The 20,677-nt window shown below is 68.3% G+C and carries 21 protein-coding genes; 16 read left to right on the forward strand and 5 right to left on the reverse strand.

Going from position 1 to position 20,677, the window contains the following annotated elements; translation table 11 throughout:
* Nucleotides 1-49: 49 nt before the first annotated feature.
* A complete protein-coding gene (locus LQD00_RS02435; protein ID WP_006867978.1) occupies nucleotides 50-562 on the reverse strand; it encodes an inorganic diphosphatase in 513 nt (170 codons plus the stop codon).
* A 304-nt stretch (nucleotides 563-866) separates the two neighbouring features.
* Between LQD00_RS02435 and dacB the strand changes: the two genes are divergently transcribed.
* From dacB to tilS, 3 genes are read left to right on the forward strand one after another with little or no spacing between them, the layout of a single operon-like run.
* Nucleotides 867-2,186: a D-alanyl-D-alanine carboxypeptidase/D-alanyl-D-alanine endopeptidase gene (gene dacB / locus LQD00_RS02440; RefSeq protein ID WP_232715533.1), complete on the forward strand. Its 1,320-nt coding sequence runs from the start codon at nucleotides 867-869 to the stop codon at nucleotides 2,184-2,186.
* On the forward strand, nucleotides 2,183-3,277 hold the full coding sequence (locus LQD00_RS02445; protein WP_232715518.1) for a zinc-dependent metalloprotease: 1,095 nt from the start codon (nucleotides 2,183-2,185) through the stop codon (nucleotides 3,275-3,277). Before dacB ends, LQD00_RS02445 begins: the two co-directional genes overlap by 4 nt.
* The gene (gene tilS, locus LQD00_RS02450) at nucleotides 3,256-4,206 is read left to right on the forward strand and encodes a tRNA lysidine(34) synthetase TilS (protein ID WP_232715519.1); all 951 of its coding nucleotides are present in this window, start codon (nucleotides 3,256-3,258) and stop codon (nucleotides 4,204-4,206) included. Before LQD00_RS02445 ends, tilS begins: the two co-directional genes overlap by 22 nt.
* A gap of 28 nt (nucleotides 4,207-4,234) precedes the next feature.
* Here the strand turns inward: tilS and LQD00_RS02455 are convergent, their stop codons facing one another.
* Nucleotides 4,235-4,942, reverse strand: coding sequence for a glycine zipper family protein (locus LQD00_RS02455; RefSeq protein ID WP_232715520.1), 708 nt, complete (start codon nucleotides 4,940-4,942; stop codon nucleotides 4,235-4,237).
* 313 nt (nucleotides 4,943-5,255) lie between these two features.
* Here LQD00_RS02455 and hpt point away from each other — a divergent pair, with 313 nt between their 5' ends.
* The 9 genes from hpt to LQD00_RS02500 all read left to right on the forward strand — a co-directional run bounded on the left by hpt (nucleotide 5,256) and on the right by LQD00_RS02500 (nucleotide 13,799).
* Entirely contained in the window at nucleotides 5,256-5,819 is a 564-nt protein-coding gene (gene hpt / locus LQD00_RS02460) for a hypoxanthine phosphoribosyltransferase (protein WP_006867983.1), read from the forward strand.
* A gap of 182 nt (nucleotides 5,820-6,001) precedes the next feature.
* The gene (gene ftsH / locus LQD00_RS02465) at nucleotides 6,002-8,413 is read left to right on the forward strand and encodes an ATP-dependent zinc metalloprotease FtsH (protein WP_232715521.1); all 2,412 of its coding nucleotides are present in this window, start codon (nucleotides 6,002-6,004) and stop codon (nucleotides 8,411-8,413) included.
* A 10-nt stretch (nucleotides 8,414-8,423) separates the two neighbouring features.
* Nucleotides 8,424-9,035 carry a GTP cyclohydrolase I FolE gene (gene folE / locus LQD00_RS02470; RefSeq protein ID WP_005197834.1) on the forward strand — a complete coding sequence of 204 codons (612 nt, stop codon included), beginning with the start codon at nucleotides 8,424-8,426 and terminating at the stop codon, nucleotides 9,033-9,035.
* 17 nt (nucleotides 9,036-9,052) lie between these two features.
* The gene (gene folP, locus LQD00_RS02475; RefSeq protein ID WP_406566939.1) at nucleotides 9,053-9,961 is read left to right on the forward strand and encodes a dihydropteroate synthase; all 909 of its coding nucleotides are present in this window, start codon (nucleotides 9,053-9,055) and stop codon (nucleotides 9,959-9,961) included.
* A complete protein-coding gene (gene folB, locus LQD00_RS02480; RefSeq protein WP_006867987.1) occupies nucleotides 9,954-10,325 on the forward strand; it encodes a dihydroneopterin aldolase in 372 nt (123 codons plus the stop codon). The genes folP and folB overlap by 8 nt, the downstream gene beginning before the upstream one ends.
* Nucleotides 10,322-10,849, forward strand: coding sequence for a 2-amino-4-hydroxy-6-hydroxymethyldihydropteridine diphosphokinase (gene folK / locus LQD00_RS02485; RefSeq protein ID WP_232715522.1), 528 nt, complete (start codon nucleotides 10,322-10,324; stop codon nucleotides 10,847-10,849). The genes folB and folK overlap by 4 nt, the downstream gene beginning before the upstream one ends.
* Nucleotides 10,846-11,361 (forward strand): DUF3180 domain-containing protein, encoded by a 516-nt coding sequence (locus tag LQD00_RS02490; RefSeq protein WP_232715523.1) that lies wholly within the window; start codon nucleotides 10,846-10,848, stop codon nucleotides 11,359-11,361. Before folK ends, LQD00_RS02490 begins: the two co-directional genes overlap by 4 nt.
* Nucleotides 11,362-11,517: 156 nt before the next feature.
* A complete protein-coding gene (locus LQD00_RS02495; RefSeq protein WP_232715524.1) occupies nucleotides 11,518-12,717 on the forward strand; it encodes a DUF6779 domain-containing protein in 1,200 nt (399 codons plus the stop codon).
* Nucleotides 12,718-13,013: 296 nt separating this feature from the next.
* Nucleotides 13,014-13,799, forward strand: a complete 786-nt coding sequence (locus tag LQD00_RS02500; RefSeq protein WP_232715525.1) for a hypothetical protein — start codon at nucleotides 13,014-13,016, stop codon at nucleotides 13,797-13,799.
* A gap of 235 nt (nucleotides 13,800-14,034) precedes the next feature.
* Here the strand turns inward: LQD00_RS02500 and LQD00_RS02505 are convergent, their stop codons facing one another.
* A complete protein-coding gene (locus LQD00_RS02505; protein WP_232715526.1) occupies nucleotides 14,035-15,459 on the reverse strand; it encodes a serine/threonine-protein kinase in 1,425 nt (474 codons plus the stop codon).
* A gap of 290 nt (nucleotides 15,460-15,749) precedes the next feature.
* On the opposite strand from LQD00_RS02505, the gene LQD00_RS02510 reads away from it, so the two are divergent.
* The 4 genes from LQD00_RS02510 to LQD00_RS02525 all read left to right on the forward strand — a co-directional run bounded on the left by LQD00_RS02510 (nucleotide 15,750) and on the right by LQD00_RS02525 (nucleotide 19,074).
* Entirely contained in the window at nucleotides 15,750-16,802 is a 1,053-nt protein-coding gene (locus tag LQD00_RS02510; RefSeq protein ID WP_232715527.1) for a Rossmann-like and DUF2520 domain-containing protein, read from the forward strand.
* A 98-nt stretch (nucleotides 16,803-16,900) separates the two neighbouring features.
* On the forward strand, nucleotides 16,901-17,800 hold the full coding sequence (panC, locus tag LQD00_RS02515) for a pantoate--beta-alanine ligase (protein ID WP_406566941.1): 900 nt from the start codon (nucleotides 16,901-16,903) through the stop codon (nucleotides 17,798-17,800).
* 2 nt (nucleotides 17,801-17,802) lie between these two features.
* Nucleotides 17,803-18,243, forward strand: a complete 441-nt coding sequence (gene panD / locus LQD00_RS02520) for an aspartate 1-decarboxylase (RefSeq protein ID WP_232715535.1) — start codon at nucleotides 17,803-17,805, stop codon at nucleotides 18,241-18,243.
* A gap of 27 nt (nucleotides 18,244-18,270) precedes the next feature.
* Complete coding sequence (locus tag LQD00_RS02525) at nucleotides 18,271-19,074, forward strand: type III pantothenate kinase (RefSeq protein ID WP_232715529.1); 804 nt, start codon at nucleotides 18,271-18,273, stop codon at nucleotides 19,072-19,074.
* 499 nt (nucleotides 19,075-19,573) lie between these two features.
* Here LQD00_RS02525 and LQD00_RS02530 read toward each other — a convergent pair whose 3' ends face one another.
* On the reverse strand, nucleotides 19,574-20,122 hold the full coding sequence (locus tag LQD00_RS02530) for a transposase (protein WP_232715530.1): 549 nt from the start codon (nucleotides 20,120-20,122) through the stop codon (nucleotides 19,574-19,576).
* Nucleotides 20,123-20,198: 76 nt separating this feature from the next.
* The coding region (locus LQD00_RS02535) for an IS110 family transposase (RefSeq protein WP_232715531.1) at nucleotides 20,199-20,677 on the reverse strand (479 nt) is incomplete at its 5' end.

Here is a 20,677-nt window from a genome sequence, read left to right on the forward strand (position 1 = left end):
CGACGACAGCGTGTGTCGTCGGCGGTCGTGAATGACTGCTCGGGTGGCGTCAGCCGCGCGAGGGCTCGTTGGCGTCGTGCGGGTGAGCGGCGAGGCGGTCGATGGCCTCCTGGGCGACCTTCTCGGCAGCTTCGCGGCCGACCCAACCGCCGGGCTGGACCTCCTTGCCGGGCTCGAGATCCTTGTAGTGCTCGAAGAAGTGCGAGATCGGGCCCAGCTCGTACTCCGACACGTCGGAGATGTCCTTGATGTGGTCCCAACGCACGTCACCGGCGGGCACGCACAGCAGCTTGTCGTCGCCGCCGGCCTCATCGGTCATGGTGTACATGCCGACGATGCGGGCGCGCACGATGATGCCGGGGAAGACCGACTCGGGCAGCAGGACCATCGCGTCGAGCGGGTCGCCGTCCTCACCGAGTGTGCCGTCGATGTAGCCGTAGTCGGCCGGGTAGCCCATCGAGGTGTACAGGTAGCGGTCGAGGTAGACCTTTCCCGTCTCGTGGTCGACCTCGTACTTGTTTCGGCCACCTTTGGGGATCTCGATGGTCACATCGAATTCCACTGTTCCTCCTGGCAGTTGCGGATCGGGGGTGTGATCGCCGGACGGCCCAGATGGCCGCGCGTCGCAACAACGATACTGTTAGTTCGACGACCTCGGACTTCGTACCCCCGCAGTTCGCGGGTGTTTCGGACCCCGGGTCGTGCATATCCGACATTTCGGTCAGTGGCGTATCGGTCGGTCCGTGCAGAATCGGTAAGGGCAGTGCGAGAGATCCGGAGGCTTCGTGGGCGCAACCACCAGACCCGCAGGTCGTGATGGCAGACCCCGTAGTCGCAGACTCCTCTGGTGGACGATCGCCGCCGTCGTGGTCCTCGCGCTGGTGTCGACCGCAGCCGTGGTCGTGGCGCTCCGCCTGGACAAGGACGCCGAGCTGCCGCCGGGTATCCCGCCACAGCCCGCCGCGATCTCCCTCGACCCACAGATCGACCCGGTCGCCGCAACCGCTCCGGCCCCGACCCCCGCCGGGGTGTCCCGGGCGATCGGTCCCGCACTGCGGAATCCGGCGCTCGGCGTCCTGAGCGGCATGATCTCGGACTCGCTGACCGGCGAGGTCCTGTGGTCGCGCAACCCCGCCCGTCCGCGCATCCCGGCGTCGAACGACAAGGTGCTCTCGGCCGCGGCCTTCCTCGAGGCCATGCCGCACGACGCGCGCCTGACGACGACGGTCGTCGCCGGGTCGAACGGACAGGTGATCCTCAAGGGCGCCGGCGATCCGACCCTGACGGCGCAGCCCGCCGATGCCGACACCTTCTACAGCGAACCCGCCCGCATCGCCGACCTCGCCGAGCAGATCAAACAGGCCGGCATCCCGGTCACCTCGGTGGCGGTGGACCTTAGTGCCTTCTCCGGCCCGACAATGGACCGAACCTGGGACCGCCGGGACATCCAGGGCGGTGACATCGCGCCGATCGAGTCGCTGATGGTCGACGGCGCCCGCCTCGAACCGCTCGACGAGTACTCACCGCGGTCCGCGACGCCCGGGATCATGGCCGGTGAGGCACTGGCCGCAGCGCTCGGCGTCGACGCGCCGGTGACCGAGGCGTCCGCACCCGCCGGCGACCGCGTCGTGGCGAAGGTCGAGTCCGCGCCGCTGGTGACCCGGGTCAACGACATGCTCCGCTACAGCGACAACGTGCTCGCCGAGACGCTGTCGGTCGAACTGTCGATGCATCGCGGCGGCCCCGCGACCCTCGCCGCCGGCGTCGACGCGATCGAGCAGGTCCTGTCGACCACCTTCCCCGACCAGTGGAAGGGCACCACGCTGGCCGACGCCTCGGGCATCTCCTACGCCAATCGCACGACGCCTGCGCTGCTCGACGCGGTGATGACCGCCGCCAGCGGACCCTCGAATCCCAAGCTGCGACCGATGCTCGACGGGCTGCCGATCGCCGCCGGTACGGGCACCCTCGCCGACCGATTCCCGGTCGCCACCACACCCGGTGCCGGATGGGTGCGCGCGAAGACCGGAACACTCACCGGCGTCAGTTCGTTGACGGGCATAGTCCAAACGATCGATGGCCGCGTGCTGTCGTTCGCCCTCATGTCCGGCGGCACCTCGCCGGCGGACGCGAGACCCGCCCTGGACGCCGTGGTGGGTCAACTCAGAGAGTGCGGGTGCCGATGAGCATGTCAGGAACCGACAGCAAGGCCGCGGTCGAACCGGCGGGAGATGACACCCGCCTGAGCATCGGGTCGCAGATCGACTGGCCGCTCGCCGCGTCGACCGCCAAACGGCTCGTCCGACCCGGTCCCAAGACCACGGCGTACACCTATGAGGCCGCGCAGGCCGAGCTCGCCGACGCGGCGACGCGTGCGGAGGCACCGGTCCGCGAGGTCACCGGTCTCGCCGACGGACTCCGCATCCCGACGACCCGAATCCTCGACCGGTCGGGGTGGATCGACGCGGCCTCCGTCTCGATGCGATCGATGCTGGGATCAGAGGCCGGTCTCGAGATGGCCTCGTCCGGCCTCGCCGCCAAGTTCGGCGGGGTGCAGGCCGGCGGTCTGCTCGCCTTCCTCTCCACGGCCATCCTCGGCCAGTACGATCCGTTCACGCCCGACCCGGAAACCGGTGAACCCGGCGTGCTGATGGTCGTGACACCCAACATCATCAACGTCGAACGCCAGCTCAAGGTCGTGCCGTCGGACTTCCGTCTGTGGGTGTGCCTGCACGAGGTCACGCACCGCGTGCAGTTCTCGGCCAACCCGTGGCTGCGCGACTACATGCAGGACAACGTCGCCGTGCTCACCTCCGAGACCGGCGAGTCGACCACCGAGATCGTCACGCGGATGACCAAGGCGCTGAAGAGCTCCGAACCCCGCGAGAAGGGCATCATCGGCGCGATGCAGCTGTTGCAGAGCCCCGAGCAGTTCGACGCCTTCCAGCGGATGATGGTCCTCGGCACGCTGCTAGAGGGTCACGCCGACCACGTGATGGACGCCGTCGGCCCGGCGCACGTCCCGTCCGTCGCCCGTATCCGAACCGCTTTCGACAAGCGCCGCAAGGCACCGCAGAACCCGGTGCAGCGCATCATCCGCGCGCTCATCGGCATGGACGCCAAGATCGCGCAGTACGTCCGCGGGAAGGCCTTCGTCGACGAGGTGGTCGAGACCGTCGGGATGGAGCGGTTCAACACGGTGTGGACCTCGCCCGAGACGATGCCGCTTCCGGACGAGATCGACACGCCGCAGGCATGGATTCGACGCGTGCTGTGACGCGGGTGGTCGCGGATTTCGCGACCACCGTTCTCGACGACCCGCATGCCTCCGTCTGCGTCGGGCTCTCCGGCGGGGCGGACTCGCTCGCACTGACGGCGACGGCTGTTCGCGCGGGACTCGATGTCACCGCACTGGTCGTCGACCACGGTCTCCAGGAGGGTTCCGCAGGGGTCGCGGCGCGGGCCGCCGACACGGCACGAGAACTCGGTGCCGAAGCCCGGGTGCTCGAGGTGAGGGTCGGGACTCGCGGCGGTCTCGAAGCAGCGGCCCGCGAGGCGCGGTACGCCGCGCTCGACGCCGCCCGGGGCGGCCGACCCGTGCTGCTCGCGCACACCGCCGACGATCAGGCCGAGACGGTGCTTCTCGGACTCGCACGCGGCTCGGGGGCACGATCCATCGCGGGTATGCGCGCATGGAAGGCACCGTGGGGCCGGCCGTTGCTGCGTGTACGGCGGATGCAGACGCTGGCCGTGTGCACCGAACTCGGGCTCGCCGTGCACCACGACCCGCACAATCGCGATCCCCGGTTCACCCGGGTGCGGTTGCGTGCGGAGGTGTTGCCGTTGCTCGACGATGTGGTCCGCGGCGGCGTCGTGGACGCGTTGGGCCGGACCGCAGAGGCGCTCCAGGACGACAACGACGCCCTCGACGCCTGGGCGGGGGCGGTGTGGGGGAGCGCCCACACTGTCGACGGACTGGAGATCGAACCGCTGCGGGACGTGCCGAGGGCGGTGCGGACCAGGGTGATCCGTCGCTGGCTGCTCGACGTCGGGGCCACCGAGCCGACGCATCGCGTGATCGCCGCGGTCGATCGGCTCGTCGGTGAGAACGGGGGCGCGCAGGTGGCGATCGGCGGGGACCCGGGCGTGCGGACCGTCGTGGAACGTAGTGGTCAAACGCTGACGGTCCGCCTCACCGAGAGGTGAGACGGACCGCCAGGAAAAGGTCTGCGACCTACTTCTTGGGTGCCTTGAACGGCGAATTGATCGTCTGGAAGTACTGGAGGCCGGCGCCGATCAGGGTGCCACCGCCACCGAGTGCGAGGCCGACGATGCCGCCGACCGCGGCTGCAGGTGCGACTCCGACGAGGCAGCCGACGATTGCAGCGGTGATTCCGACGATGCAGCCGATGAGACCACCGACGATCGCGCCGACAATGGTGCCGACCAGCGACGACACCGTCGTGCCCGCACTGAGCTGCTGCTGGAAGCGGGTCAGCGCCTGATCGTCCCGCTCCTGGCGTGTGGTCGGTGCTGCGACCTGGTGCCGCAGACTGTTGACCTCGGCGGCGTTGACCTGCACGGAACGAGCGTTGTTACGCGACGGAATGAGCGTCACCTTGTTGCCGGCCTGACGCGCGTCGATCGGGAACTGGCGATCCTCCATGCGGTATGCGAGAGGCATACTGAAGACTTCCGCGCCGCCGAAATCACGGATGGTCAGCGTGCCGTTCTCGGTGCTGGCCGAGGCATTGTGCAGGGTGAGGGTCAGCGACGACTGATTCCAGTTCGCGTCGTAGGTCGCCGGTCCGAACTGCTTGGGGGCAGCCTGTGCGGTGCCGGCGAGTGCCGTGATCACCACGGCGGCAAGGGAAATGGCAACGGCGACCAGTGTGCGCGTGGATTTGCGCGACAAGGCCCCGTCCTGTCGTTCAGTTGACATGAAGGAATTCTTTCCATGAAGGGGAGTTCCCCGAGGGGGGAATAGGGAACTGAGGTAGATCATATTCACAGGTCGAAATACCCCTGATGCCCACGTTGCTTGCGGGTCGACCAACATTCACAAACCCGGCATAACAATTGTGAAGAAAAGTTTCACAAGGGGCCGATGTTAAAGTTCGTAATCTGACTGTTATACATGCAAACAACTGCGATGGCAAATTCGTCCAAACGGTCCAATCCCTACTCGCGAGTAATTTCCGACCGCCGTCCCACCCGTCGGCCATGTGACCCGCGAAACATGACAAGCTGTAAAGGTGCAGTCCGCTGACCCCTATGCCGCTGACATCGACGCTGTTCTGATCACCGAGGAACAGATCAAGCAGCGCACCGTCGAACTCGCCCGATCCGTCGCCTCCCGGTACACCGACATCGAGGACGACCTGGTCCTGATCGGAGTGCTCAAGGGAGCGGTCATGTTCATGACCGATTTCGCGCGCGCCCTCCCGATCCCGTCCCAGCTGGAGTTCATGGCGGTGTCGAGCTACGGCTCGTCTACCTCCTCGTCCGGCGTCGTGCGGATCCTCAAGGACCTCGACCGCGACATCGAGGGCCGCGACGTCCTGATCGTCGAGGACATCATCGACTCGGGCCTCACCCTGTCGTGGCTGATGAAGAACCTCGCCACCCGTTCGCCCCGCAGCCTCGAGGTCTGCACCCTGCTCCGCAAGCCCGAGGCCGTCCGGTCGCCGGTGCGCGTCGCCGACGTCGGCTTCGACATCCCGAACGAGTTCGTCGTCGGTTACGGGCTCGACTACGCCGAGCGCTACCGGGACCTGCCCTACATCGGGCGCCTCAAGCCCGCGGTCTACAGCAGCTGATCCGCGAGACCTCCGAACCCGCCATGACCTGCGCGCCGTGGTGGTGATCATGCAACGGGAACGGTTTCACCAGCGTGATCGTTGACCGGTAGCCTCAATGTGTACGTCGATGGGAAGGACATGGGAACGGAGTGGGCGCCGGGACTCGATCCCGCACGCCGGTCGAACCCCCACCAACTGGCATGAACCGTAAGACAGTCTTCCGCAACCTCGCCATCCTGGCGCTCGTCCTGCTCGCCCTGTGGGGCTGGAGCGTGATGAGCGACTCCGACCGCGAGTACCGGGGCGTCGACACCTCCGTCGCGCTGGAGCAGCTGAACAAGAAGAACACCAAGTTCATCAGCATCGACGACCGCGAGCAGCAGCTGCGCATCGAGCTCAACTCGCCGATCAAGGTCGCCGACGCCGACGCGGACAAGATCAGCACCAAGTACCCGGCCCAGGCCGGTGAACAGATCTTCGACGCGGTCCAGGAGACCGGCACCAAGTACACGACGAACGTCAACGAGCAGTCGGTGCTCTGGCAGATCCTCATCTTCGTCCTGCCGATGATCCTGCTGTTCGGTCTGTTCTTCTTCGTGATGAGCCGCATGCAGGGCGGTGGCCGCGGCGGCGTCATGGGCTTCGGCAAGTCAAAGGCCAAGCAGCTCTCCAAGGACATGCCGAAGACGACCTTCGCCGATGTCGCCGGCGCCGACGAGGCCGTCGAAGAGCTCTACGAGATCAAGGACTTCCTCCAGAACCCGGCGCGCTACCAGGCCCTGGGCGCGAAGATCCCGCGCGGCGTGCTGCTGTTCGGCCCGCCCGGAACGGGTAAGACCCTGCTGGCGCGTGCGGTCGCCGGTGAGGCCGGGGTCCCGTTCTTCACCATCTCCGGCTCCGACTTCGTCGAGATGTTCGTCGGTGTCGGTGCATCCCGTGTGCGAGACCTGTTCGAGCAGGCCAAGAACAACAGTCCGTGCATCATCTTCGTCGACGAGATCGACGCCGTCGGCCGCCAGCGTGGTGCGGGCCTCGGCGGTGGCCACGACGAGCGCGAGCAGACGCTGAACCAGCTGCTCGTCGAGATGGACGGCTTCGGCGACCGGTCGGGCGTCATCCTGATCGCCGCGACCAACCGGCCCGACATCCTCGACCCCGCACTGCTGCGTCCCGGGCGCTTCGACCGTCAGATCCCGGTCGGCAACCCCGACATGGCCGGGCGTCGCGCCATCCTCAAGGTGCATGCCAAGGGCAAGCCGATCGACTCCAGCGCCGACCTCGACGGTCTCGCCAAGCGCACACCGGGCATGTCCGGCGCCGACCTGGCCAACGTCGTCAACGAGGCCGCCCTGCTCACCGCGCGTGAGAACAAGCAGACCATCACCGGCGAAGCACTCGAGGAAGCCGTTGACCGTGTCATCGGCGGACCGCGTCGCAAGAGCCGGATCATCAGCGAGCACGAACGCAAGGTCGTGGCCTACCACGAGGGCGGACACACCCTGGCCGCGTGGGCGATGCCCGATCTGGACCCGATCTACAAGGTGACGATCCTCGCCCGCGGACGAACCGGCGGTCACGCGCTCGCCGTGCCCGAGCAGGACAAGGACCTGATGACGCGGTCGGAGATGATCGCGCGTCTGGTGATGGCCATGGGTGGCCGCGCCGCCGAGGAACTCGTCTTCCACGAGCCGACCACCGGGGCGTCGTCGGACATCGACCAGGCCACCAAGATCGCCCGCGCGATGGTCACCGAATACGGCATGAGCGCGAAGCTGGGTGCCGTGCGGTACGGCCAGGACCAGGGCGATCCGTTCCTGGGTCGTTCGATGGGTGCCCAGTCGGCCTACTCGGCCGAGATCGCCAGCGAGATCGACGACGAGGTCCGTCGACTCATCGAGGCGGCGCACACGGAGGCGTGGGCCATCCTCACCGAGTACCGCGACACCCTCGACGTGCTCGCGACCCAGCTCCTCGAGAAGGAGACGCTGACCCGCAAGGACCTGGAGAAGATCTTCTCCGACGTCGTCAAGCGTCCGCGGATCACCGCGTTCAACGACTTCGGCGAGCGAACCCCGAGCGACAAGCCGCCGGTGAAGACGCCGGGCGAGCTCGCCATCGAGCGCGGCGAGCCGTGGCCCCCGCCGGAGGCGGCGAAGATCCCCGAACCCGTCGGTGCGGGCTACCCGGGCGGCTCGCAGGTTCCGGGTCAGGTCCCGAACTACCCGCCGGTCTATCCCGAACCGGGTGCACAGGGCGGACCGGTTCCGCCGACGGGGAATCCGACTCCCCAGTACCCGAACCCGCAATACCCGAGTCCCCAGTACCCGGAGCACCAGCAGTACCCGGGTGGCCAGAACCCGGCTCCTGCTCAACCGAATCCGCAATACCCCAACCCGGGTCAGTCGGCTCCGCCGCCCGGTGGTCCGTACACGGGCGGTACCCGCCCGGATTACGGTGCGCCGCGCGACTGGTCGGCACCGGGATGGCCGCCGGAGCAGCCCTCGACCGATCGTCCCGCCGCGAACGGGACCAACGGCTGGGGCCGGCACGGCGACAACGGGAATGCCCGGCCGGACAGTGCCGGTGAGGGTGATGACGGGCGAAGCTCGTAAGGTTTGACGCATGACGATCAGCGAGGGGCGCGACACCGTGGTGAACGGACACCGGTCGGAGTTCGATCAGGCACGTGCCGAGGCCGCGGTCCGCGAGCTGTTGCTGGCGGTCGGCGAAGACCCCGACCGTGAAGGTCTGCTCCGGACGCCCACCCGCGTGGCCAACGCCTACCGGGAGATGTTCGCCGGGCTGTACACCGACCCCGACGAGGTTCTCGCCACCACCTTCGACGAGGACCACGACGAGCTCGTGCTGGTGAAGGACATCCCGATGTACTCCACCTGCGAGCACCATCTGGTGTCCTTCCACGGTGTCGCGCACGTCGGCTACATCCCCGGGGAATCCGGCCGCGTGACCGGCCTGTCGAAGCTGGCCCGGCTGGTCGACCTGTACGCCAAGCGCCCGCAGGTCCAGGAACGCCTGACCACCCAGATCGCCGATGCGATCATGCGCAAGCTCGAACCCCGCGGCGTCATCGTCGTCATCGAAGCCGAGCACCTGTGCATGGCGATGCGCGGCATCCGGAAGCCGGGGGCGACCACCACGACGTCGGCCGTCCGTGGAATCTTCAAGACCAGTGCGGTATCCCGCGGCGAAGCCCTCGACCTGATCACCCGGTGACCCCGGCCGATCCCCCGATGACTCCCTCGAGCGCGGTGCCGGCCGGTGGTGGGAACCGCCGGACCCTGGTGATGGGCGTCCTGAACGTCACCGCCGACTCCTTCTCCGACGGCGGCCGCTACCTCGACACCGACGCGGCGGTCGCACACGGACTCCAGCTGATCGAGCAGGGCGCCGACCTCATCGACGTCGGCGGTGAGTCGACGCGTCCGGGTGCCATCCGCGTCGCCCCCGACCTCGAGGCCGAGCGCGTCGCCCCGGTCATCGCGGCCCTCGCCTCGCAGGGGGTCGTCGTCTCCGTCGACACCATGCGTGCCGACGTCGCAGCCGCGGCGATCGAGGCCGGTGCCTCGATCGTCAACGACGTCTCGGGCGGTCGTGCCGACGCCGACATGGCGCGCGTGGTCGCCGACGCCGGACTGCCGTGGATCCTGATGCACTGGCGGCCGGCGGGCGAGAGCACGGACCGTCGGTTCACCCACCGCATCGGCGATGTCGGCGGTTACCGCGACGTGGTCGCCGAGGTGAGCGGCGAGTTGCTCGCGCAGGTCGATGCCGCGGTATCCGCGGGCGTCGACCCGGACCAGCTCATCCTCGATCCCGGACTCGGCTTCGCCAAGACCGCCGAACACAACTGGGCGCTACTGCATGCGTTGCCGACCTTCATCGGGCTGGGCTTCCCCGTCCTCGTGGGCGCCTCCCGCAAGCGTTTCCTCGGCACACTTCTCGGTCGCGACGGCGTCGACCGTCCGCCCGCCGGCCGCGACATCGCGACCGCGTCGATCTCGGCGCTCACCGCCGCGGCCGGCGCGTGGGGCGTCCGCGTCCACGATGTGGCGAGCACCTACGACGCCGTGACCGTCGCCGAGGCCTGGCGTGCGGGCGGCTCACGCACCACGTTCGGAGCAGGAGGGTCACATGGCTGACCGGATCGAACTACGCGGACTGAAGGTTCGGGGCAACCACGGGGTCTTCGACCACGAGCGCGAGGACGGCCAGGACTTCTTCATCGACGTCATCCTGTGGCTCGATCTGCGTGCCGCCGCCGACACCGACGACCTCGCCGAGACCGTCGACTACGGCGCACTCGCCCAGCAGGTCGCCGCGATCGTCGGGGGCGAGCCGCGCAACCTGATCGAGACGGTCGGTGCGGAGGTCGCGGAGACGATCATGGCCGACGAACGCATCTCCGCCTGCGAGGTCACCGTGCACAAGCCGTCGGCGCCGATCCCGCTGACCTTCGACGACGTCGCGGTGGTGACCCGCCGTTCCCGAAAGGGCATGCGATGAGTCGCGCGGTTATCTCGGCCGGCTCGAATGTCGGGGACTCGCTAGGGCATCTGCGGTCGGTGGTCGAGGGTTTCGCCGACGAACTCGTCGCGGTGTCCGCGGTGTATGCCACACCGCCCTGGGGCGGGGTCGAACAGGACGACTTCCTCAACATCACCCTGATCGTCGACGGGCCGCTCAGTGCACGGGAATGGCTGGACCGGGGCAACGAACTGGAGCAGGCCGCCGACCGGACCCGTGAAGTCCGTTGGGGGCCGCGAACTCTCGACGTCGACGTCATCTCGGTGACGGAGTCCGGCCGCGTCGTCGTCGACGACGACCCGGTGCTGACGCTTCCGCACCCGCGGGCGGCGCAGCGTGCCTTCGTCCTCATCCCGTGGCTGGAGATCGAACCGGAGGCCACCCTGTGGACGATGGAAGGGGAGCGGCCGGTGCGTGAGCTGATCGATGCCCTCGACGCCGACGAACGAGACGCAGTGCGTGCCGTCGAGCGTCTCGGCCCGGCCGGGGGTGGCGCGTCATGACACTTCCCGACCCACGCCGTCCAGGGCAGGACGACGAGGAGACCGGCCTCGGTCCCACCCGGCTCCGCGATCTCGTCGTCATCGCCGCGGTCACCGCGATCGCCGCGTGGATTCTGGTGCGCTACAACTACAACGACTTCCCGCCGTTGCCGCTGCTGGCCGGGGTCGTGCTCTACGTGCTGGCCGCGCTCGAGGTCGTCATCGCCTTCGTCGTGCGGTCGAGGGTGGAGTCCCGCGAGGTGGGTCGCGCTCGCGGACAACTGCATCCGCTCACTGCGGCGCGAGTGCTGGCCCTCGCCAAGGCATCTGCCATCCTCGGGGCGATCGCCGTCGGCGTGTGGACCGGACTGTTGGTCTTCCTCCTCGGACAGCAGGATGTGACGGCCGCCGACCAGGACCGGCCCGGTGCGATCGTCGGTCTGATCGGCGGCGTGCTGTTGGTGTGCGCGGCGATGTGGCTCGAATACTGCTGCCGGGCGCCCGAGGACCCGCCCGCCGTCGGCGATTCCTGACATCTTTTGCCGGCGACCCCCGCGGGGGCTCGGGACCGGTGCACCGAACCGGTTTCGTCGGACGCGGCGGATATGCGAGACATAACACGTCGCCGATCTGAGAAACTCCGACCCGGTTCGCGTGTGAATGTACTGACAGCGGGTAAGTTCACGATCATGACGACCTCGAACGGCCGTTCTGCCGACTCGCGACGTTCCGGTCGGTCGGCGGCGCAATGGCTGCTCGGTCTGTTGATCGTGCTCGCCCTGGCGGCAAGCGTACTGATGGTCTTCACCGACCGCCTGTCGATCCTCGGTTCGCTGGCGGTCATCGCTGCCCTGTGGGCGGCGGTCATCGGCGCGATCCTCGTGACCAAATTCCGGCGGCAGGCCGAGAGCGCAGAGGCCAAGAGCCGGGACCTCCGACTGGTCTACGAACTGCAACTCGAGCGGGAGATCGCCGCGCGTCGTCAATACGAGCTCGATGTCGAGACGACCATCCGCAAGGAGATCACCGCCGAGTCCAACGAGGAACTCTCCGAGCTCAAAGCCCAGGTGCTAGCACTGCGTTCGAGTCTGGAAATGCTTCTCGGAGAACCGCTCCCGGATCAGCGGGCCGCGCTGTCGAACGAGAAGATGCGTGAGCTCGCCTCCGGTCTGTCCGGCGCCCACGCCGGTTCCTTCGGCGGAGAGTTCGGCGGTGTCCCGCCCTATCGCTCGACCTACGACGACGACGGCCTGCGCGCCGCACGCGACTTCGCGGCCACCGCGCCGACCGCAGACGACGGCCGCCACACCGGGCCCGTCGACCCGAACGAGATGACCGAGGTCATCCCCGTCATCACCGACGACCCGATCTCCGGTCGCATCGCCACCGAGGTCCCCGTCGAGGAGGTCGATCAGCACTCCGCCGGTTCGACGCCGTTCGCCCAGGGAGCCGATGAGTCCTCGACCGCCGACACCCACGCCGCCGAGGATGTGTCGGACGCGGAGATCGTCGACGATTCGCGCAGCGCCGACGACTCGGCCGCCTACACCGACGAGACCCCGACCGACGAGTGGGCAACCGCTCCGAGCTCCGAGGCCTCGGCCGAGACCGCCGAGAGTGTCGAGACCGCCGAGACCGGTCCCGCACCGGACGAGGAAGAAGCTGCGAGCGCCGAGGACGAGGCCCCCGCGTTCCTCGGTTCCGCTGGTCGTCACGAAGGAAACGACGGACGCCCCGCCCCGACCTACGGTGGCGGTCGTCGTCGACGCGCAGCCGACGACGACTCCGAGTCGGCGCATTCGGCGGGCCTGCCGGTCTCCGAACTGCTCAGCCAGTTGCGTCAGCAGTCCGGCACCACCGGTGGCGGGCGCCGGCGTCGCGAGGGCTGACCCTGCGCATCGCCGCGCCGCCCGGACGAAATCGCCGGATCACCATTTCTCGCCGGTAAGTGAATTCATTTTCGGGTTTTTTCGAGCTTGACCGAAGCATGTCGAAAATTGCCGGTCCGATCACCTCCGGAATGGGTCGACGCGGACGGAAAATGTCTGTTTCCCGTGGTCCGAAAGCTGCTTTCGGCAGACGATTCGGCGAATTCGTATCAGTTTCGTCATCCGGTTGGATCAGTTTTGTGACTTAGGTGCGAATTCGTGCCATCGAAGTTGGACGATCGCCCTAGACTGCCCGCATGAGCGGAGCTCTGGCAGGCGGTGAGCCCGGTCTGGTCGACCGGGCCGGCACCGCTTGGGTGCCGGTCCGCCACACCGACCGCGGCTCCGCGATCAAACGGTCGCTGGTGAGTGCGTCGCTGTTCCTGCCGTTGCTCGCGTGGTGGCCGATGGTGTTGTGGCTGTTCACCTTCGATCCACTCAACGAGACCCCGTTCCCGGAGTACTACGCGGACTATGTCGCCAACGGGCCGGCGACGAGCCTGATCCTGATCTGGACCCTCACTGCGCTGATGCCCGTGTACATGGTCCTGGTGCTCGCGTTCTGGTCACGCAGTGTGGTCCGTGCGGCCATCGCGGTCCCGGTCGGGGCGATCGGGGCGTTGGGTTTCTGGGGTGGTCAGGTGCCGGTGCTGGTCCGCTCGGGCGAATACGGGATTCTCAATTTCTGCTCCGAGCACATGCCCGCATGGGTCGTGTTGCTGATCGTCGCGTGGTCGATCGCACGCCGGAGACAATTCTGGTGGGTTCTCGCCATTCCGGTCATCGCGTTGCTCGCGATCAATGCCTACGAGGGGTGGGCGGCGAATCCGGTGGACACGATCGTGAACAGCACCGGCGATCTCCTCGGGGTGCCCGCGGCCGAGGTCCTCGATCCCTTCTCGCCGCGTTTCCGGTCGCCGTTCGACGACGCCGTCGACATCATCGCCGGCGTGGTGACGCTGTGGATCGTCGACGCGGTGATCGGTGCGCTGGCGCGACAGGACCGACCCGAGCCGACGACGTACACCGACGACCAGCTCTGACCCTCCGCCGTGGCACGGGGCGTCGACCCCGCTGAAAAGCGCCCACAGCGTCCACCCCCGTCTGAAAACCGCCCCTGGAATCCGCCCCGGTCTGAAAAGCGCCCCTGGAATCCACCCTCCAGAGTCGCATCGCGAGCGATATGTCGCCGGCGGCGCTGTGGAGGGTTCCTTTCAGGGGCGGTTTTCGACGCCGGGCGGAAGTCGGGGGCGCTTTTCAGGGGCGCCCGCCCGGACCTCAGAACTGCAGGGCGATGGCCCGGCCGATGGTGAACCCGAGCAACCCGAGGCTGAGGAGCATTCCCAGGGCGCACAGTGTCCGGGCCAGTCGTGCCGCCGAGGAGGCTCGGCCGCGTCCGGCGAGGTACCAGCCGGTGACACCGACGGGCAGGCCGAAGCCTCCGACGACGCTGAGCGGCACCGCCGCGATTCCGCAGGCCAACGATGCCGTGGTGAACCGCGCAGGGTCGGTTTCGGGTGGAGGGGGCTCGAGCACGTGCAGGTCGCCGGAGGCCCGGATCATCGTCGACTCGAGGGCTGGGCCGGGGACCGTCTGCCCGGGTAGTTCCGAGTATGCAGCGGGGAAGCCGTGACCGTGCGACGACGCCGGCGGAACGTGCCCGTTGTCGGCGGGCCGCGGTCGGGGTGATGCCGGTACCGGTGCGGTGGTCAGGCCGGCGGCCTCGGTCGGCGGCGGAGTCCCGCGAACACGCATCGTCTGGGTTTGCGCTGGAACCGGGGTGCTCGCTCCCATCCGCGCGCTACGCGCGTTCGCAGTACCGGGATGCGGGGCGGGGAAGAATCCGGTGGTGTCGACTGCATGCCGGAACTCGGCGGCGAACGCGCCCGCCGAGGGCGGCCGGTCGGCGGGATTCTTGGCCAACCCGTGGCGCACCGCCTCCGACACGGCCGGCGGGAGGCCGCGGCGCAGGGACGACACGTCGGGCGGGGGTGTCGTGAGGTGGTGATGGATCATCATCATCGGTGTGCGGGCGGTGAACGGTACTGTGCCCGTGAGCAATTCGAAATTCGAACAGGCCAGCGAGTAGACATCGCTGCGTGCGTCGAGGGTTTCTGCCGAGAGCTGTTCGGGTGACGAGTAGGGGAAGGAACCGAGTACCAGGTTGGCCGATGTCAGCGATGTACCCCCGTCGGTCTGGCGGGCGATCCCGAAGTCCGCCAATCGGATACGACGCTCCTCCGCGTCGCCGGGGTCGGATTCGGTTGCGCTGATGAGGATGTTCGCGGGTTTGACGTCGCGGTGCAGCAGCCCGTGGCGATGGGCATGGTCGAGGGCGGCGCCGATCGAGTCACTCACCGCCGCGACGTCGTCGAGCGGAAGACCTCCCGGGGACGCCTTGACGAGGGCCGCCGCATCGGTGCCGGCCACGTACTGCATCGAGATCCACAGCCGGCCGTCGACCTCCCCGCGGTCGTAGACGCTGACGATGCACGGATGGTCGAGCTGGGCGGCCAGGTCGGCCTCCCGGGTGAAGCGCGCCCGGAACGTCGGATCGTTCGACACGTGCTCGGCGAGCACCTTGATGACATCGAGGCGGGGGAGACGGGGGTGTTTCGCGAGGTAGACCTCCCCCATGCCGCCGGCGCCGATCTTGCGCACGATCGTGTACCCGGCGAATTCGGTACCCGCTGGCAGGCTCATCTGCGGACCCCCTGAGGTCTGGCGATGGAGCGATGAACGCCTCGGTCGGGCTCAGCGTACGCCGGTTCGGCGCAGGTCACAGCCTCGTCTGTCGTATGGCGGACCGCCGCGGCCGGAGGGGCCGGCCGGGACTGACGGGTGACACCTGTCACACAGTTGGCTCGGACCGCCGAGAGAGTCCTACCCTTGCTCTGCAACGTCTGGTACCCGTGCCGAGGCCGCCGTGGAGAGAACTCCGTCCACGCGGAATCCGGCGAAGGCGGGACTGGAACGAACCATGGAGGACAGCGGTGACCTCACCGACCGGTGATCCCGGCGTGCCGTTCGCACGGCCGACCGGAGGCGACGATGCCCACGGCAGCACTGCCGCGGACGCGTTCGGTGACCGCCCGTACCCGGTCCGGTCCGATCCCTTTCCCGGCACCTCCAATCTGCCTGCCCCCGCCCGCCTCACGGTCGGCATCGTGTCCGCCGGACGCGTGGGGACCGCACTCGGCGAGGCCCTCGAGAAGGCCGGCCACGTCGTCGGCGCGGTCGTCGCCCGCTCGCCTCAATCGCGGGCCCGTGCCGCTCAACGTCTCCCGGACTCGGAGATCCTCGACCTCGACGCAGTCGTCGCCCGTTCGGAACTGCTGCTGGTCAGCGTGCCGGATGCCCAGCTGGGCGCGGTGGTCGACGAGATCGCGGCGTCGGGTGCGCTGCGTCCCGGCACGATCGTCGCCCACACGGCCGGCGCCCAGGGCGTGGACATCCTCGCGCCGGTCACCGCCCGCGGGGCCCTCGGACTGGCGCTGCATCCCGCGATGACGTTCGTCGGTTCCGCGGAGGACACCGCGCGGCTGACCAACTCCTGCTTCGCCATCACCGCCGCCGACCCGGTCGGCGAGGCCATCGCCTCGTCGCTCGTGCTGGAGATGGGCGGCGAACCGGTGCGGATCGCCGAAACCGATCGCACGCTCTACCACGCGGCACTCGCCCACGGCGCCAACCACCTGATCGCGTTGATCGCCGACGCCGTGACCGCGCTGAACGCCGCGATCGACCACTCCGGACGCGACGCCGCGACCGTCGACGGCAGTGGTGCGCGGCTCGCCGAACGGATCCTCACCCCGCTCGTGACTGCGTCGTTGAACAACGTGCTCGAACTCGGCCCGGCGGCGCTCACCGGTCCGGTGGCGCGCGGCGACGCCGAGGCCGTCCGACGACACCTCGCCGCACTCCGCGCCGTGCCCGGCGGGTCCGGCGATCACGGGATCGCCGAGGCATACCGGACCCTCGCCCGCCGCGCCGCCGAGCGCACCGACGCCCCGGCCGCGCTCCTCGACCTCCTGGAGGGGCGATGAGCACCGCCGAGCTCCAGACCACCGATCAGACACCACCGATCAAAGGAGATGCCGTGAGTTTCCCGTCCGACGAGACGCCGACCTACAAGGCCGGTCAGATGACCGTGCACCGCGAACCGGCCACCCTGACCCGGGTGACCCGGGCGCTGCGCGCGGCGGGCAAGCGCGTGGTGCTGGTCCCGACGATGGGTGCCCTGCACGCCGGCCATCTGCAACTGGTGCGTGCGGCGAAGGCCAAGGGCAACACGGTGGTCGTCGTCTCGATCTTCGTCAACCCGCTGCAGTTCGGCGCCAACGAGGACCTCGACGCGTATCCGCGCACCCTCGACGCCGACCTCGCTCTGCTCGAGCCGCTCGGCGTCGAACTCGTCTTCGCGCCGAATGCCGCGTCGATGTACCCGAACGGACAGCGGACGATGGTGCACCCCGGTGAGGCCGGCGGAATCCTCGACGGCATCTCGCGCCCGACGCATTTCGCCGGGATGCTGACGGTGGTCCTCAAGCTGCTCAACATCGTCGGACCCAACGCCGCCTTCTTCGGTGAGAAGGACTATCAGCAGCTCGTGCTGATCAAGCAGATGGTCACCGACCTCGACCTCGACGTCGAGATCGTCGGCGTCCCGACCGTCCGCGAATCCGACGGACTGGCGATGTCGTCGCGCAACCGCTACCTGACCCCCGAGCAGCGCGAGCTGGCCACGACGCTGTCGGCCGCGCTGGTCGCCGGCGCCCACTCCGCCGAGGGCGGCCGGGACGCGATCGTCGCGGCGGCACAGGCCGTGCTCGACACCGTTCCCGAGATCGACGTCGAATACCTCGCTCTTCGCGGCCGCCAACTGGAGGAGGCGCCGGAGAAGGGGGCCGCCCGGCTGCTCGTCGCCGCACGCCTCGGAACGGCGCGTCTCATCGACAACGTCGGCGTGAACGTCGGCGGTCTCGCCGCACTCGAAGAAGAAATCGCCTGGAACAACGCCACCACCACGACAGAGGGACGATGACCATGCTGCGCACCATGATGACCTCGAAGATCCACCGCGCCACGGTGACCCAGGCCGATCTGCACTACGTCGGGTCGGTGACGATCGACCAGGACCTGCTCGACGCCGCGGGTCTGCTCGAGGGTGAACAGGTCACGATCGTCGACATCGACAACGGTGCTCGCCTGGTGACCTATGCGATCGCCGGTGAGCGCGGCAGCGGTGTCATCGGGATCAACGGTGCTGCAGCGCATCTCGTACACCCCGGCGACCTCGTCATCATCATCGCCTACGGCATGCTGAACGAAGCCGAGCTGAAGGAGTACGCACCGAACGTCGTCTTCGTCGACGACCACAACCGCATCCTCGAATCCGGCGACGACCCGGCACATGCTCCCGAGGGCTCGGGCCTGCTCGACCCCCGGCAGCTCGACGGCCCGGTCTTCGCCGACGCGACGGTCTGACGCCGGCGAACGGCACGGAGCCCATCGATGCTGCTCACCGTCGACGTCGGCAACACCAACATCCACATCGGCGCGTACGCCGGGACAGGGGATCACGCACGGCTGGTGCGTGATTGGCGAATCCACACCGACCCGCACTACACCGCCGACGAACTCGCCTGGGTCTTCCGCGGCATGCTCGGCCCCGACATCGAGCAGGTCACCGGGGTCAGCGCCCTGTCGACGGTGCCGTCGTTGCTGCGCGAACTGCGTGTCATGCTGCCCCGCTACTTCGGCGACGGCCCGCACGTCCTGCTCGAACCCGGTGTGCGGACCGGTGTCCCGCTGTTGGTGGACAACCCCAAAGAGGTAGGCACCGACCGCGTCTCCAACTGTCTTGCCGCACACCACGAATACGGCGGACCCTGCATCGTCGTGGCTTTCGGTACCGCGACCGTCGTCGACGCCGTGTCGGCGAAGGGTGAGTTCCTCGGCGGCGCCATCGCCCCCGGCGTGAACCTGGCGGTCGAGGCGCTCTCCGAGCACACCGTGACCGTGCGCAAGGTCGAGTTGATGCCGCCGCGCAGTGTGCTCGGCAAGAACACGGTCGAGGCCCTGCAGTCGGGCATCCTGTACGGGTTCGCCGGCCAGGTAGACGCCCTCGTCGACCGCGTCTGCGACACCGTGCCCGGCTTCGACGGCGACGACGTCACCGTGGTCGCCACCGGCTACCTCGCCCCGCTCATGTTCGACGAGTGCCGGTCCCTCACCGACCACCACCCGCACCTGACCCTCGAAGGACTGCGCCTCGTCCACGAGCGTTCGAAGGCGAATCCGCGGCGGGGCAAGTAGATCCCTGACCTCGCTGCTTGTTCGTGAAAAGCACACCCCTGCTGCCTGATCTGAAAGAGCGCGACGCACCCAGCTCCGGTGCCTGGGGTGCGAGAAGCGCACCCACTTGCTGCCTGATCTGAAAGAGCGCGACGCACCCAGCTCCGATGCCTGGGGTGCGAGAAGCGCACCCACTTGCTGTCTGATCTGAAAGAGCGCGACGCACCAGCTCCGATGCCTGAGCAGCCTATGAGGGTTTGTGTCAATGGGTCCTGTGGTGGGGTGTGGGCGTGTGGGTGTTGCCGGGCGGCCTGGTTGGGCGGTCCGGGTGCGGGTGCGGGTGCTGGTGGTGGTTGGTCGGCCGGGGTCGTGCCTGGCGCGGGCTCTACCTAGCGGTCAAACGGGTTGGTACCCAACAGCCTTCATCCGAGCTCGGGTCGCGCCGGGTGGGACTGCTCAGGCTCAGGCGCGGGTTATGCCCTAGGTGCGGCGAGCTTGTCCCGGTCGGCGAGGTCTGGGTTCAGGCGGCGCTCACCTCCGCAGTCTGGGTTGGTCCCGCCAGGGTCGGGTCCCAGGGAGTGGCGGTGGTGATCACCACGTGCAGTTGGCGTAGCAAGGCAGCGGCGATAGCTACGTAGGCCTGGTTTGGTTGCAGCTGGTGGTGGGTGCGGGTGGTCAGGTGTTGGTAGCGGCCGGCGTAGACCGGGTTGTGCCGCAACGCGCCGAACGCCGCACGCCAGGCGGCAGTCCGTAGGCGGGGCCGCCCGCGGCCACTGATGGTGGTTGTGCCCTGGTAGCTGCCCGAGGAGTTCTCACGCGGGCACAGGCCGGCGTGTTTGACCACCGCCCGGGCGGAATCGAACCGGGACAGGTCACCGGTTTCGGCGAGGATCGCAGCGACCGAGACCGCGGTGACGCCGGGAATGCTGGTGGCCAGTGCGGTCAGCTGCAACTCGTCGAGCACAGCCAGCATGTGGGTTTCGACCTGCCGGCATTGGGCGGTGGCGTGGTGGAAGTCGTTGAGACCGTAGAAGGCACGTTCCAACGCTCCGGTCCGCTCGGGTGGCATGGTGGTCGCGAAAGCGGAGGTGATGATTGCGGTCAGGATCGGCCCGTGGATGCGGTGGGCACCCCAGCGGGCAAGCTCACGGCGCAGCTTCGCCCGCAGCCGGGTGCGCGCAGGCGGGGCTGCGGTAGGCGGTGATGGTGCGTGGATCGCAGCCGATGATGGTCATGGTGGCCAGCCAGGTGGCCGAGTCCAATGGTTGGGCGGCGCAATCGAGCACCTGCGGCCAGGCACTGTCGAGCAGGTCACGCACTTGTTGGCGGGCCGCGGCTCGGCGGGTGAGTTGCTCGGTCCGTCGCACGCCGAGGTGACGCAGCCGTGCCCAGTGCTGATCGGCGTGTTCGGGCAGGTAGATGTGGAGTTGGGTGGTCAAGCGGGCGATCAGCAGGGCGTCTTTGTCGTCGGATTTGTCGCGGGTGAAGTCTTCGGTTTCCCGAGCCCGTGCCACGACCATCGGTTGCACGCACACCATCTGCGCTCCGACTGCGGCGGCCAGATCGGCCACCACTTTCCAGCGGTGCCCGGTCGGTTCACAGGCGATGACGATGCCGGTGAACC

The organism is Gordonia metallireducens, assembly GCF_021245825.1.
Classification (GTDB): domain Bacteria; phylum Actinomycetota; class Actinomycetes; order Mycobacteriales; family Mycobacteriaceae; genus Gordonia; species Gordonia namibiensis.

Bases quoted from the DNA above. Each gene is read 5' to 3' on its own strand.
- LQD00_RS02445 (WP_232715518.1), top strand. From the start codon at position 2,183: ATGAGCATGTCAGGAACCGACAGCAAGGCCGCGGTCGAACCGGCGGGA.
- panC (WP_406566941.1), top strand. From the start codon at position 16,901: ATGACCGTGCACCGCGAACCGGCCACCCTGACCCGGGTGACCCGGGCG.
- LQD00_RS02530 (WP_232715530.1), bottom strand. From the start codon at position 20,122: ATGCCACCCGAGCGGACCGGAGCGTTGGAACGTGCCTTCTACGGTCTC.
- LQD00_RS02505 (WP_232715526.1), bottom strand. From the start codon at position 15,459: ATGAGCCTGCCAGCGGGTACCGAATTCGCCGGGTACACGATCGTGCGC.
- LQD00_RS02455 (WP_232715520.1), bottom strand. From the start codon at position 4,942: ATGTCAACTGAACGACAGGACGGGGCCTTGTCGCGCAAATCCACGCGC.
- ftsH (WP_232715521.1), top strand. From the start codon at position 6,002: ATGAACCGTAAGACAGTCTTCCGCAACCTCGCCATCCTGGCGCTCGTC.
- folE (WP_005197834.1), top strand. From the start codon at position 8,424: ATGACGATCAGCGAGGGGCGCGACACCGTGGTGAACGGACACCGGTCG.
- folK (WP_232715522.1), top strand. From the start codon at position 10,322: ATGAGTCGCGCGGTTATCTCGGCCGGCTCGAATGTCGGGGACTCGCTA.
- tilS (WP_232715519.1), top strand. From the start codon at position 3,256: ATGGATTCGACGCGTGCTGTGACGCGGGTGGTCGCGGATTTCGCGACC.
- folB (WP_006867987.1), top strand. From the start codon at position 9,954: ATGGCTGACCGGATCGAACTACGCGGACTGAAGGTTCGGGGCAACCAC.
- LQD00_RS02500 (WP_232715525.1), top strand. From the start codon at position 13,014: ATGAGCGGAGCTCTGGCAGGCGGTGAGCCCGGTCTGGTCGACCGGGCC.
- LQD00_RS02525 (WP_232715529.1), top strand. From the start codon at position 18,271: ATGCTGCTCACCGTCGACGTCGGCAACACCAACATCCACATCGGCGCG.
- panD (WP_232715535.1), top strand. From the start codon at position 17,803: ATGCTGCGCACCATGATGACCTCGAAGATCCACCGCGCCACGGTGACC.
- LQD00_RS02495 (WP_232715524.1), top strand. From the start codon at position 11,518: ATGACGACCTCGAACGGCCGTTCTGCCGACTCGCGACGTTCCGGTCGG.
- LQD00_RS02490 (WP_232715523.1), top strand. From the start codon at position 10,846: ATGACACTTCCCGACCCACGCCGTCCAGGGCAGGACGACGAGGAGACC.
- folP (WP_406566939.1), top strand. From the start codon at position 9,053: ATGACTCCCTCGAGCGCGGTGCCGGCCGGTGGTGGGAACCGCCGGACC.